13 protein-coding genes are annotated in these 12,374 nt (G+C 59.0%); 9 read left to right on the forward strand and 4 right to left on the reverse strand.

Annotated features, from left to right (window positions below):
* Window positions 1–3: 3 nt before the first annotated feature.
* The gene (locus Z946_RS0109995; protein WP_025055600.1) at window positions 4–738 is read right to left on the reverse strand and encodes a phosphodiester glycosidase family protein; all 735 of its coding nucleotides are present in this window, start codon (window positions 736–738) and stop codon (window positions 4–6) included.
* Window positions 735–1,160: a 30S ribosome-binding factor RbfA gene (rbfA, locus tag Z946_RS0110000; RefSeq protein ID WP_025055601.1), complete on the reverse strand. Its 426-nt coding sequence runs from the start codon at window positions 1,158–1,160 to the stop codon at window positions 735–737. Before rbfA ends, Z946_RS0109995 begins: the two co-directional genes overlap by 4 nt.
* 88 nt (window positions 1,161–1,248) lie before the next feature.
* Here rbfA and dapB point away from each other — a divergent pair, with 88 nt between their 5' ends.
* Together dapB and Z946_RS0110010 are read left to right on the forward strand one after the other, a co-directional pair.
* Window positions 1,249–2,070: a 4-hydroxy-tetrahydrodipicolinate reductase gene (gene dapB, locus Z946_RS0110005; RefSeq protein WP_025055602.1), complete on the forward strand. Its 822-nt coding sequence runs from the start codon at window positions 1,249–1,251 to the stop codon at window positions 2,068–2,070.
* A gap of 101 nt (window positions 2,071–2,171) precedes the next feature.
* Entirely contained in the window at window positions 2,172–2,528 is a 357-nt protein-coding gene (locus Z946_RS0110010) for a hypothetical protein (RefSeq protein WP_025055603.1), read from the forward strand.
* Window positions 2,529–2,546: 18 nt separating this feature from the next.
* On the opposite strand, the gene Z946_RS21935 is transcribed toward Z946_RS0110010, so the two are convergent.
* Complete coding sequence (locus Z946_RS21935) at window positions 2,547–2,747, reverse strand: DUF1674 domain-containing protein (RefSeq protein WP_052836135.1); 201 nt, start codon at window positions 2,745–2,747, stop codon at window positions 2,547–2,549.
* Between the two features lie 176 nt (window positions 2,748–2,923).
* Here Z946_RS21935 and Z946_RS0110020 point away from each other — a divergent pair, with 176 nt between their 5' ends.
* Window positions 2,924–4,198 (forward strand): RsmB/NOP family class I SAM-dependent RNA methyltransferase, encoded by a 1,275-nt coding sequence (locus Z946_RS0110020; protein ID WP_025055605.1) that lies wholly within the window; start codon window positions 2,924–2,926, stop codon window positions 4,196–4,198.
* On the opposite strand, the gene Z946_RS0110025 is transcribed toward Z946_RS0110020, so the two are convergent.
* A complete protein-coding gene (locus Z946_RS0110025) occupies window positions 4,199–4,936 on the reverse strand; it encodes a phosphate/phosphite/phosphonate ABC transporter substrate-binding protein (protein WP_241461321.1) in 738 nt (245 codons plus the stop codon).
* 182 nt (window positions 4,937–5,118) lie between these two features.
* Between Z946_RS0110025 and Z946_RS0110030 the strand changes: the two genes are divergently transcribed.
* The 6 genes from Z946_RS0110030 to Z946_RS0110055 all read left to right on the forward strand — a co-directional run bounded on the left by Z946_RS0110030 (window position 5,119) and on the right by Z946_RS0110055 (window position 12,310).
* The gene (locus Z946_RS0110030) at window positions 5,119–6,867 is read left to right on the forward strand and encodes a heparinase II/III family protein (protein WP_025055607.1); all 1,749 of its coding nucleotides are present in this window, start codon (window positions 5,119–5,121) and stop codon (window positions 6,865–6,867) included.
* 15 nt (window positions 6,868–6,882) lie between these two features.
* Window positions 6,883–8,469 carry a bifunctional phosphoribosylaminoimidazolecarboxamide formyltransferase/IMP cyclohydrolase gene (gene purH, locus Z946_RS0110035; protein ID WP_025055608.1) on the forward strand — a complete coding sequence of 529 codons (1,587 nt, stop codon included), beginning with the start codon at window positions 6,883–6,885 and terminating at the stop codon, window positions 8,467–8,469.
* A 13-nt stretch (window positions 8,470–8,482) separates the two neighbouring features.
* The gene (gene lspA, locus Z946_RS0110040; protein ID WP_025055609.1) at window positions 8,483–8,992 is read left to right on the forward strand and encodes a signal peptidase II; all 510 of its coding nucleotides are present in this window, start codon (window positions 8,483–8,485) and stop codon (window positions 8,990–8,992) included.
* Between the two features lie 51 nt (window positions 8,993–9,043).
* Window positions 9,044–9,547, forward strand: a complete 504-nt coding sequence (locus Z946_RS0110045) for a DUF3035 domain-containing protein (RefSeq protein ID WP_025055610.1) — start codon at window positions 9,044–9,046, stop codon at window positions 9,545–9,547.
* A gap of 106 nt (window positions 9,548–9,653) precedes the next feature.
* Entirely contained in the window at window positions 9,654–10,997 is a 1,344-nt protein-coding gene (locus Z946_RS0110050; RefSeq protein ID WP_375782145.1) for a M16 family metallopeptidase, read from the forward strand.
* A complete protein-coding gene (locus tag Z946_RS0110055; protein ID WP_025055612.1) occupies window positions 10,994–12,310 on the forward strand; it encodes a M16 family metallopeptidase in 1,317 nt (438 codons plus the stop codon). Before Z946_RS0110050 ends, Z946_RS0110055 begins: the two co-directional genes overlap by 4 nt.
* Window positions 12,311–12,374 lie beyond the last annotated feature (64 nt).

The raw sequence follows: 12,374 nt of genomic DNA on the forward strand, positions 1-12,374 counted from the left end.
CGGTCAATCCGCCTGCTCGATTACACCGATAATCGGCCCCAACGTGGTGAACCCGATACCACTGCGGCCCAGATCGGGAGCCCGCATGCGCGAGATGTTTCCGTCGAAGTAAAGGGCGTTGCGCATTCCAAGATGATCACGAAACAACCGCCCGAATTCGTGGAACGTCACGGCGGCGTCAGAGATTGCAAAAACCGCCCTCTGCCCGTCCGGCGTTGTGCCAACGCCATTGCGGATATAACGCGATGTGCTGTCAGGCAGAAAACGCGGGTGCAGCGCACCTTCGATCACAAGCATCGGGCCGGACTGCGTGGCAGAACGGCATTGCGGGTTCTCTTTCTGGTAGTCCAGTGTCTCGAACACATCGGCACGCCCCTCGCGCAGACACAACACACCGTTTGGCAACAGACCAAAGTTGCCGGGACCCGCGTTCGGGATCACCTTTTGCACTTCGCGCCCATTCTCAAGGTAATGCCCGACCGGACGGCGATCTTCGTGATACATACCTGCGTTCGTGGCAAACCCCAGCTTTTGGCCCTGCTTGCCCAGCGCAGCATTCACGTTGCCGAAATAGCCGTAAGGCTCGCCCGTGTCGTCAGCCAGAAAAAGCTCAAGCCGTTCCTTGGCCAGATCCACTTCACAAATTGTATAGGGCTTGTCTTCGAATGCTTCGCTCCGGCACTCTGCGGCGACGGCGGGCATGGCCCACATCAGACCCAGCAGCGCCAGCGTTCTCATCCCTCGGTAGCCTCGTCTGGCGTGTCAGGCGCATCCGCATCGCGGCGCACGATATCCTGAGACAGCATGCGTCGGGTCTCGTCCATCTGATCAAACGTCTGGTCGAGTTGAAATCGCAGATCCGGCGAAAATTTCAGTGTCAGTTTCTGTGCGACCTGCTTGCGCAACTCCGCCTTGTTCCGCGCCAGCAGCTTGAGCAGATCGTCCTGCCCTTCACCACCCAGCGGCAGAACATAGGCCGTCGCAATCTTGAGATCCGGCGACGTGCGCACTTCGCCCACAGTGATCGACATGCGGTTCAGTTCCGGATCGTGTACATCCCCGCGAGCCAGTACCTCTGACAATGCGCGGCGGATGGTTTCACCGACCCGAAGCTGGCGTTGTGACGGGCCTGCGCCCTCATGAAACTTGTTCTTTCCCATACGCCTTACCTATGCGCTTGCATTGGCTTTGCCAAGGAGCAGCAAGCGGGCTAAACGGGAAGGCGTCGCGTCAACAGGAGTGCAAAAGATGGCCACCAATCCCCGCATAGTGATCACCGGTACATCAGGCCGGATGGGGCAAACCCTGATCGGCTTGATCGTGGCATCCGAAAAGATGACCCTCACCGGTGCCATAGAGCGAAGTGGCCATGACTGGATCGGGCGTGATGTGGGCGAAGCGATGGGCGGTGCACCTCTTGGCGTGATCGTAACGGAAGATGTCGCAGGTGCCTTTGCGCAGGCCGATGCCGTGATCGACTTTACCGCCCCCGCTGCGACAATCGCCTTTGCGCAAGCTGCGGCAGAGGCGGGGATCGTGCATGTGATCGGCACAACCGGCATGACAGACGCAGAGATCGCAGCACTGAAACCCCATGCCGCCCGTGCCACAATCATCCGTGCGGGCAACATGAGCCTGGGTGTGAATCTGCTGACCCAACTGACCAAACGCGTTGCCGCAGCGCTAGACGATGATTACGACATTGAAGTGATTGAGGCCCACCACAACCAGAAAGTGGACGCCCCTTCGGGTACAGCCCTCATGCTTGGCGAAGCGGCAGCCGAAGGGCGCGGTGTAAAGCTGACAGATGTATCGGACAGAGGTCGCGACGGCATCACGGGTGCCCGCAAGCGCGGTGATATCGGTTTCACCGCCATTCGCGGCGGCGACATCATCGGCGAACACGATGTAATGTTTGCCGCAGCAGGCGAACGGATCATCCTGCGTCATGTTGCGTCTGACCGCTCAGTGTTTGCGCGTGGCGCGTTGAAGGCCGCGCTTTGGGGTCAGAATCGTAAAGCAGGCGCGTATGACATGCTGGATGTTCTAGGGCTTTCAGAGCCTGATTAAGCTCGATCATCGTCATCCGAGACAATTTTTATTCACTAAGTGTGAAACCTTTTGGCCGCGTTGCACGTATATACTGTGATCGCCGCAAAAGGAGTTGTCTCGTGAAATATATCGCACCCGCCCTCTGTGCTCTCGCAATGTCAGTCGGGGCACCTGCCTTTGCAGAGTTTCAGCAAGTCACGTCACGTGATGCATTTCTCGATCTTGTCGGCGGCAAAACCCTGACGCGGCCCTTGGTGAAGATCGAGGTAAAGCCGAACGGACAGATTTCCGGCAGCGGTGCTTCGTGGGAAATCGCAGGCAAGTGGTCATGGGAAAACGGTTATCTCTGTCGCAGCCTTGAGTGGGGCGGTGATGATCTGGGATACAACTGCCAAGAAGTAAAAACCGATGGCCGGAAGGTGCGTATCACGTCCGACAAAGGTGCCGGTGAAAGTGCGGACTTCCGTCTGCGCTAAAGCTTTCGGGAGCAGTCATCAGAAATCGACGGCAAGTCCCTTCTTCTCCCAATCACCATAACGAACAGGCTCCGGTCCGTCTCTGCCGCCCAATTCGGGCGGCATATCTATTTCTGCGGCTTTCTTGCGCCGCTCTTCCGCCTCTGCCAGCGCACGTTGCGCGGCGGGGGGGATGGGTTTTGGTGCTGGTTTGGGGTTCGGTGCAGGCTGCCCCGGCAAATCAGGGGCTGGCACAGGGGTCGGCTGACCCGGTGTGTCGGGGATCGGGCGCGGTGCTGGATCGCCGGAAGCGTCCATTTCAACAAACTTGTCGGTCATATCGTCCTCTTGAGGCATGTCTACCTTTGATATACGTCGCAAACTGTCACGGACAACCCGCATAGGAACGCCGCATCATGTCACAAACCGGAGTGCAGGCCCGCCGCAGCGCCGTTTACCTGCTGGATCAAATCCTTGGAGAAGAGCCTCGGCTGATGTCCGAACTGCTGGCTGGCGGTGCGCTCGACAAACTATCGCCTGATGACCGCGCCCGTGCGCAGCGCCTGGCTACAGAAACCTTGCGCGGATTGGAGCGGGCAGACCGTCTGCTGCAAAAGCACCTGAAAAAGCCCCCGGTCCTGACCATCCAGAACGTGCTGCGCGTGGGAACTGTCGAGCTGTGTCACGGCGGTGCAGCACACGGTGTGGTCAACGCAATGGTCAATCTTGTGGCGCAACACAACAAGCTCAGTCACCTGAAAGGCCTGACAAACGCGGTCTTGCGCAAGATTGCGGCGGACGGCCCTGCCGCATGGGACGCCCTGCGCGCACCGCGTCTGCCCAAATGGTTGCGTGGTCCTTTAGTCGAGGCGTGGGGCGCTGACGCAATGGCAGCGATGGAAGCGGCGCACTTCGCGGGCGCACCGCTTGATCTGACGGCCAAGGGCGATGCGCAAGCTGTTGCGGATGCCGTGAACGGCACACTGCTGCCAACTGGCACGATCCGCATCACCAATCCCGGTCAGGTTTCGACCATGGCAGGATTTGACACAGGCGACTGGTGGGTTCAGGACGCCGCCGCTGCCATTCCCGTCAAAATCCTCGCACCGCAAGAGAGCGAAAACATTCTTGATCTTTGCGCGGCACCGGGCGGCAAAACCATGCAACTGGCAGCAGCCGGTGCACAGGTCACGGCAGTGGACGATTCAGCACCACGTATGATCCGGCTGAAGCAAAACCTTGAGCGTGTGGGCCTAAAAGCCAAGACGCTGACCAAGGATGTGCGCGCGGTCAAAGGGACATTCGACGCGATCCTGCTTGATGCACCATGCTCTGCCACCGGTACAATCCGCCGTCACGCGGACCTGCCCTACGCCAAAGACGGTTCCGAATTCGGCGACCTGATCGGCATGCAGGGAGAATTCATCGACCACGCATGGAGCCTTCTTAAACCTGGTGGCCGAATGGTGTTTTGCACGTGTAGCTTGCTGCCGGACGAAGGCGAGGTCCAGATCGACGAGGCGCTTGAGCGTCATGAAGACATGACTGTTGACCAAAGCGTGTTGAGCTTGCCAGGTATCGACCCTGAGTGGATCACGCAAGAAGGCGGGCTTCGTCTGCGACCTGACTACTGGCCGGAAACGGGCGGTATGGACGGGTTCTATATCGCCTGTTTGCGCAAAGCGGACTAATCAGAAAGTGGCATCTGGCGGGTTTGGCACCGCGCAATAAGCATCGTGCGAAATCCTAACGACGCCGTTCAGCCCCAATACCTCCCGATCTGCATGATCCAGCGCAGCAACCGCTGCGCGAACGCCTTCAAACATTGCATCGGCCTGCGCCGCATCCGCTGTGATGTAGGGCGTTGCCGGTGTCGGGGCGGTATAGGTCAGCACGCGCAGATTCTTTCCGTGCGTATCATACCGTTCTATAAACCGGTAGGTATGCGCGTCTACGAACGCAATGTCCGCAGATCCCTCCGCCACCGCCTTGGCAGAAAGCACATGCCCGCCGCTTTCCTTTCGGTCGGTGAACCAAAACCCATGTTCCTGCGCTAGGTGGTAAGCAGTTCCGTACCCTGACTGCGAACAGGATTGGTTGAACACAAACCGCGCATCCTGAAAATCGGACAGCGCCTCACGCGGGTCATCTGCCCGCACCAGAACGGCGCTTTTGTAATGTCCTGCGGGGCATCCCTCCAGACCGAAGTCGGGCGTACCAACCAATGCTACGTGACCGTTCAGGGTGGTGCGATAGGGCAGGCCGCAGGTCTGGCTGAACACCAGATCAGGCGACAGCCAGACGTCAAACTCGTCCGCATCATTCGACAATTCTCTCGGTACCTCTATGCCACGAGCGGCAAATGCCTGCCGGATCAACCCCCAATATCGGGCATTCTCCGCCGCGATTTCGGGGCGGTTGTACATCATCAGGCTGGCAATCATTTCACATCTCTCGCGCTCAATTCTCGGGTTCTCTTACCGCGCCGCCCATCGGTGCAACACCCGCAATCCGCCGATTGACCCTGCTTGGGGCGAAAAGCGGTGACTCGGCCTCTGGTCCGGTATATGGTTGCGCAAAACGCCATCAGAGCGTCAAGGGCAGTTGCAGTATGTTCAATATTACGAGTCTCAGGGCGCGTCAGGCGCGGGTATTGAATGCCGTTCATGCGGCTATTGCCACGCGCACCAAGGCCACTGTCAAAGGCTTCGTTTCTTCCCCCGAACCACGTACCATCGGCTCTTTCGCGCGGGGCCGACAGCTCATCGCGGGCAACTACCTTTTCGCGGGCACCTTAATCAATGCACCGGGCCATACTTTGTGGGAAGTTGAGCCACCGGATGGGGCTTATGCCGCTGAATTGCAGGGGTTTTCATGGCTTGATGATCTTGCTGCGGTCGGCGACGGCGCGGCACGCACTGCGGCGCAGACATGGCTCTGGGGGTGGATCGACACCTACGGCAAGGGCCGAGGTCCGGGTTGGTCCCCTGATCTGACGGGCCGCCGCCTGATCCGCTGGATCAACCACGCGCTGTTTGTACTGCGCGGTCAGGAATCCGATCAAAGCAAAGCATTCTACCGCTCACTGGAGCAACAGACACAGTTTCTCTCCCGCCGTTGGCGGGGGGCCGCGCCGGGCCTGCCGCGTTTTGAAGCGCTGACAGGGCTAATCTATGCGGGCCTCGCACTTGAGGGAAAAGAGGCGCTTGCAGATCCGGCCATCAAGGCGCTTGCGCGTGAATGTACCACCCAGATCGACGCGCAGGGGGGGCTGCCGACCCGAAATCCCGAAGAACTGCTGGCCGTCTTTACCCTGCTGACATGGGCTGCCGCAGCGGTCAGTGACGCCGGCCGCGGATGCCCCAAAGAACACCTTGCCGCGATTGAACGGATCGCCCCGACACTGCGCTCGCTGCGTCATACAGATGGCGGTCTCGCGCGGTTTCACGGGGGCGGGCGCGGTGCCGAAGGATGGCTTGATCATGCTTTGGCCGCAAGCCGGATCAAGACATCACAACCGGGCGGGCTTGCGATGGGATATGCGCGCCTGTCAGCAGGGCGGACAAGCATCGTCATTGATGCGGCCCCTCCGCCCAGCGGTGCCGCATCCGCCAATGCACATGCCTCGACACTTGCATTCGAGCTGACATCAGGGCGCAGGCCGCTGGTGGTCAACTGCGGCTCCGGCGCTTCTTTTGGACTGGATTGGCGGCGAGCAGGGCGCGCCACGCCGTCCCACTCCACGCTCAGCCTTGGCGGCTATTCAAGCGCTCGCCTTGCCGATCCCGACCCTGCAACAGGCAAAGAGGCGCTGATCGGCGGGCCGGGCCACGTGCCTGTCGAAATTTCCCATGCACCGGACGGCCTGCGGTTTCAGGGCGGGCACGACGGATATCTGCTCTCCCATGGACTGACCCACGCCCGCACACTTGAGCTGACATCTGACGGTCGTGGTCTTGCGGGCGAGGATATGTTGCTGGCCCTTGAAGACGCAGACAAGCGGCGCTTTGATGCGGCGCTGGATGCAGGCAAGCTTAAGGGACTGCGTTTTGACATCCGGTTTCACCTGCACCCGGATGTAGACGCCACACTTGATCTTGGCGGCGCTGCAATTTCGATGGCGCTCAAAAGCGGTGAAATCTGGGTCTTCCGCCATGACGGTATTCACAATTTGACCCTTGAAGCAGGGGCTTATCTGGAAACGACACGTCTCAAGCCACGTGCCGCACAGCAAATCGTTCTGTCGGGAACCGCATTTACCTACGCAAATCGGGTCCGCTGGTCCTTGTCCAAAGCGCAGGAAACTGCGATTGGCGTGCGGGACTTATCCATTGATGAGCCGCAATACGACGAAGACTGACAAAAGGACCCTGCCATGCCCGATCTCGCCCCCGTAAAACGCGCGCTGCTTTCTGTTTCTGACAAGACCGGTTTGGTCGATCTGGGCAAGGCCCTGTCAGGCCAAGGTGTTGAGTTGCTGAGCACCGGCGGCACGGCAAAAGCGCTGCGGGATGCAGGGCTTGAGGTAAAGGACGTCTCCGAAGTGACCGGCTTCCCCGAGATGATGGATGGCCGTGTCAAAACCCTGCATCCGGTGGTGCACGGCGGATTGCTGGCGCTGCGCGATGACGCAGGACACGTGGCATCCATGAATGAACACAATATTGGCGGCATCGATCTGGTGGTCGTGAACCTTTATCCGTTTGAGGAAACCGTCGCCAAAGGCGCGGATTATGACACGGTCATCGAAAACATCGACATTGGTGGGCCTGCGATGATCCGCTCTGCTGCCAAGAACCACGGATTTGTGAATGTCATCGTCGATACCGAAGATTACGCCACCGTGATAGAAGAGCTGAATGCCTATCAGGGCCACACCACCTACAAACTGCGCCAGCGTCTGGCCCAAACGGCTTATGCGCGTACTGCGGCATACGATACTGCTGTCAGCACATGGATGGCGGCACAGGTGGATGGAGCACCGCGCCGACGGACCTTTGGCGGTACATTGGCGCAAACCCTGCGCTATGGTGAGAACCCGCATCAACAGGCCGCGTTCTACACCGACGGATCGAATCGTCCCGGCGTGGCGACCGCACAACAGCATCAGGGCAAAGAGCTGTCATACAACAACATCAACGACACCGATGCAGCGTTCGAGTTGGTGAGTGAATTTGCACCTTCTGACGGTCCGGCCTGTGCGATCATCAAACATGCCAACCCCTGCGGTGTGGCAACAGGCAAAACCATGGTCGACGCATACACGCGCGCCTTCGATTGCGACCGCACCTCTGCTTTCGGCGGTATCATCGCACTGAACCAGACGCTGGATGGTGAGACGGCAGAAGCGATCAGCGGGATCTTTACCGAAGTTGTCATCGCCCCCGGCGCAGATGCGGACGCGATCGAGATTTTTGGCAAAAAGAAAAACCTGCGCTTGCTGACGACGGACGGCCTCGCCGATCCGGCAATTGCCCAGCTGACAGCGCGTCAGGTCTCTGGCGGTTGGCTGGTGCAGGACAAGGACGTTGGCCGGATCAGCCGCGATGACCTGAAGGTTGTAACCAAACGCGCCCCGTCCGAGCAGGAACTGAGCGATCTTTTGTTTGCATGGACTGTCGCCAAACACGTCAAATCCAACGCGATTATCTATGTCAAAGACGGCGCTACCGTCGGTGTCGGTGCAGGCCAGATGAGCCGCGTGGACAGCACACGAATTGCTGCGCGCAAGGCACAGGACATGGCTGAAGCGATGGGGCTGCCTGCGCCACTGACCCAAGGGTCGGTTGTGGCATCGGACGCGTTCTTCCCCTTCGCGGATGGTCTGGTCACCGCCGCCGAAGCAGGGGCCACTGCGCTGATCCAGCCCGGCGGCTCCATGCGCGACGAAGAGGTGATTGCGGCGGCTGACGCGGCGGGCCTTGCGATGGTGTTCACCAACATGCGCCACTTCCGGCACTAAGGCAGGGGGACAGATGCGCATCCTCCTGTGGTCCGCCTTTGCGGCATTCCTGATTGATCAGGTCAGCAAATACGTGGTGATCCATCTGTGGGAACTATGGCGGGTGCGCGAAATAGACGTGCTGCCGCCCTATCTCAATTTCCGCTACGGCGAGAACAGGGGCATCAATTTTGGCCTCTTCGGTGACGGCTCGGATACAAGCAGATACATTCTCATCGGCCTTGCTCTCGTGATCTCTATCGCGGTTCTGGTCTGGATGCGGCGCGGGACGTTCGGGGCCAAGGAATATATCAGTGGCGGTTTGCTGATCGGCGGGGCGCTGGCCAATGTGGTGGACCGTCTGGTCTACGGCTACGTGCTCGACTTCCTGAACAACTCCTTGCCCGGCTGGAACAATCCGTTTGTCTATAACATTGCCGATATCTTTATTTTTGCAGGTGCCATCGGGCTGATCCTGTTCAGTGAAGACCCCAAGAAGCCGGCTAAATCCAAGGCAAAACGACCTGCGAAAAAACCTAAGTGACATTGACCGCCTGCCTGAGATATCAACAGGGCAGCCGTTAGGAGACGACCCATGCGCCGCATTGCCTTGCTCATCCTGATCCCGCTTGTCCTTGGGGCCTGCGCCAACAAGGGTTTGCGCGATCTGCGCAACGTCTCCAATGGTCCGAACGAGTTTATGATCCAGCCGAATAAACCGCTTGAGACCCCAGGCAACTACAGCGAACTGCCGCCTCCTACGCCGGGTCAGGCAAACCTGACGGATCGCTCTGCCCTGAACGAAGGTGTTATCGCATTCGGTGGTCGCCCCGAAGCGGCCGGTGGCCCGATCCCTGCCAGTGATGGTGCGTTGGTTCAACACGCAAGCCGTCTGGGTGTGGCCCCCAATATCCGCGAGGATCTAGCCGCGCGGGATGCGAAATTCCGCAAAGGCAAAGCGCGTCTGACACAGTTCCGTATCGTGCCGGTGGACCGCTACAACCAAGTTTATCGCCGCCAGACGCTGGATGCCAACCGCGAGGCCGCGAAGTGGCGCCGTGCCGGTGCCCGCACCCCGTCCGCACCTCCGGCTCAGTAAGGCCCGGCTTACCAGAGAGCCGCACCTTACAAATTTGTCATTTGCCTTGAATGTGCCCGCCGCGCACGTACTTGCATTATCATATGCGACAACCAAAGGACCGATGATGTTCCGATTGCCGACATTCGCCGCCGTTCTGGCGCTTTTTTCCGCGCCGCTGGCTGGCTTTGCCCAAAATGCCGAGGACGTGACCCATTTCACGCTGGATAACGGGATGGAGGTGGTCGTCGTAGAAGACCACCGCGCGCCCGCCGTACAGCAAATGGTCTGGTATCGTGCCGGATCAGCGGATGAGCCCAAAGGCTCTTCGGGTGTTGCGCATTTTCTCGAACACCTGTTGTTCAAAGCGACGGACAAAATGGAATCGGGTGAGTTTTCAGCCACCGTTGCGGCCAATGGCGGGCGCGATAACGCGTTCACCAGCTACGATTACACCGCGTATTTCCAGCGTGTTGCAGCCGATCGTCTGGAACTGATGATGCAGATGGAAAGCGACCGGATGAAGAACATCCGCCTTACGCCGGAAAATATCCGCACAGAGCGGGACGTAATTTTGGAAGAGCGAAACCAGCGCACAGACAACAATGCAGGCGCGCTCTTCAATGAACAGATGAACGCCGCGCAATATCTCAATCACCGCTATGGTACGCCGATCATCGGTTGGCGCCACGAGATGGAAGAGCTTGATCTAGAGGATGCGCTGTCTTTCTACGAAACATACTATTCACCCAACAACGCGATTCTGGTGGTATCCGGCGATGTCGAACCGGACGAAGTGCGGATGCTGGCCGAAAAATACTACGGCGTGATCCCCGCGAACCCCGATCTGCCGGAGCGCCTGCGCACGCAGGAGCCGCCCCAGACGGCAGAGCGTCGCCTGATCTTTCGGGATGCCCGTGTCGCCCAACCATACGTGAGCCGCTCCTACCTCGCGCCCGAGCGTGATTCCGGTGCACAAGAAGATGCAGCGGCGCTCACGCTGCTGTCGCTTATCCTTGGTGGTGGCACGACATCTTTCCTGAACGAAAAGCTTCAATTCGATACGCAGGTCGCGACCTACACAGGTGCGTTCTATCGGGGCGGGTCACTGGACGATACGACATTTGATGTGGTCATCGTGCCTGCCGCCGGAGTGTCCCTGCAAGAAGCAGAGGACGCGATGGATGCCGCGCTTTCCAGCTTTATGGAAACCGGTGTCGATCCTGAACAGCTTGACCGGATAAAACTGCAAATTCGCGCCGATCAAATCTATGCCCGCGACAACGCCGAAGGTGTGGCAAACCGTTATGGCTCTGCGCTGGCCATTGGATTGACGGTGCAGGATGTACAGGACTGGCCCGCTGTGTTGGACGCAGTGACAGCAGAAGACATCATGAAAGCCGCGGAAAGAGTCTTTAACATAGAGCAATCGGTCACAGGCTGGTTGATGAGAGAGGAGGCCACACAATGAGGTTTTTCTACGCAACCCTGCTGATGATCGTGGCTGCCCTGCCTGCGCGCGCAGACGTGAATATCCAGTCCGTGACCAGCCCCGGCGGCATCACCGCATGGCTGGTAGAGGAACCCTCGATCCCGTTCGTTGCCCTTCAAATTCGCTTCCGCGGTGGTGCCTCTTTAGATGATCCCGACAAACGCGGAGCGATCAACCTGATGACCGGACTTCTGGAAGAGGGCGCTGCTGATATGGATGCGCGCGCTTTCTCCCGCGCTCAGGAAGAGCTGGCAACCACTTTAGGCTTCTCCGCCTCGCGGGACGAAATATCCATATCGGCCCGGTTCCTGACCGAAAATCAGGATGCCTCCATCGCCCTTTTGCGGGCAGCGTTGATGGAGCCGAAGTTCGAAGAACAGGCGATCGAGCGGGTGCGCGGGCAGGTCTTGTCCGTGATCCAGTCCGATTTGAAAGACCCCAATGACATCGCCAGCCAGACTTTCAACCAGATCGCATTCGGCGATCATCCCTATGCGCATTCGATCAATGGAACGCTCGACAGCGTTGCGGCGCTGACACGTGATGATCTGCTGGCCGCTCATAAGGCGACGCTTGCCCGCGACCGCATCTATGTCGGTGCAGTTGGAGACATCACTCCAGAGGCGCTGGGCGCGCTGCTTGATACGCTGCTGGGCGATCTGCCCGAAACGGGTGCACCCATGCCACCTCGCGCTGATGTGACAATCCCGCCGGGCATCACGGTTGTTGATTTCCCCACGCCGCAATCGGTCGCCTTGTTCGGTCAAAAGGGCATTGCCCAAAGCGACCCCGACTTTTTCGCCGCGTTGATCCTGAATCAGGTGCTGGGCGGCGGCTCCTTCGAGAGCCGTCTGATGAACGAGGTGCGTGAGAAACGCGGGCTGACGTACGGGGTATATTCGTACTTGTCATCGCGTGATCTCGCAGAGGTCTACATGGGGTCGGTCAGTTCCAGCAATGACCGCATCGCAGAGGCGATTGCCGTGATCCGCGAGGAATGGACCAAAGCCGCGACAACCGGCATCACCGAGCAGGAGCTGCAGGACGCCAAGACCTATATCACCGGCGCGTATCCGCTGCGGTTTGACGGAAACAGCACCATCGCGAGCATCCTTGTCGGAATGCAAATGCTGGGGCTGCCAATCGACTACATTCCGACGCGGAATGACAAAGTCGATGCAGTGACGCTGGACGATATCAAAAGGGTTGCGGGCGAACTGCTGGACCCCGAGAACCTACATTTTGTAGTAGTGGGCCAGCCCGAGGGTCTGGAAACCTCTACAGGTAACTAAAAGGTAAAGGGGTGCTCTAGCGCTCTGATTCACTTGAGCTAAGTCGGGCTGTCCCCTTGGGGAC

It is taken from the genome of Sulfitobacter noctilucicola (assembly GCF_000622385.1).
GTDB classification, from domain to species: Bacteria; Pseudomonadota; Alphaproteobacteria; order Rhodobacterales; family Rhodobacteraceae; genus Sulfitobacter; species Sulfitobacter noctilucicola.

What these genes read in the sequence shown, in the direction of transcription:
- Z946_RS0109995 (WP_025055600.1), bottom strand. Translation starts at nt 738, where the DNA reads ATGAGAACGCTGGCGCTGCTGGGTCTGATGTGGGCCATGCCCGCCGTC.
- rbfA (WP_025055601.1), bottom strand. Translation starts at nt 1,160, where the DNA reads ATGGGAAAGAACAAGTTTCATGAGGGCGCAGGCCCGTCACAACGCCAG.
- dapB (WP_025055602.1), top strand. Translation starts at nt 1,249, where the DNA reads ATGGCCACCAATCCCCGCATAGTGATCACCGGTACATCAGGCCGGATG.
- Z946_RS0110020 (WP_025055605.1), top strand. Translation starts at nt 2,924, where the DNA reads ATGTCACAAACCGGAGTGCAGGCCCGCCGCAGCGCCGTTTACCTGCTG.
- Z946_RS0110025 (WP_241461321.1), bottom strand. Translation starts at nt 4,936, where the DNA reads ATGATGTACAACCGCCCCGAAATCGCGGCGGAGAATGCCCGATATTGG.
- Z946_RS0110030 (WP_025055607.1), top strand. Translation starts at nt 5,119, where the DNA reads ATGTTCAATATTACGAGTCTCAGGGCGCGTCAGGCGCGGGTATTGAAT.
- purH (WP_025055608.1), top strand. Translation starts at nt 6,883, where the DNA reads ATGCCCGATCTCGCCCCCGTAAAACGCGCGCTGCTTTCTGTTTCTGAC.
- lspA (WP_025055609.1), top strand. Translation starts at nt 8,483, where the DNA reads ATGCGCATCCTCCTGTGGTCCGCCTTTGCGGCATTCCTGATTGATCAG.
- Z946_RS0110045 (WP_025055610.1), top strand. Translation starts at nt 9,044, where the DNA reads ATGCGCCGCATTGCCTTGCTCATCCTGATCCCGCTTGTCCTTGGGGCC.
- Z946_RS0110050 (WP_375782145.1), top strand. Translation starts at nt 9,654, where the DNA reads ATGTTCCGATTGCCGACATTCGCCGCCGTTCTGGCGCTTTTTTCCGCG.
- Z946_RS0110055 (WP_025055612.1), top strand. Translation starts at nt 10,994, where the DNA reads ATGAGGTTTTTCTACGCAACCCTGCTGATGATCGTGGCTGCCCTGCCT.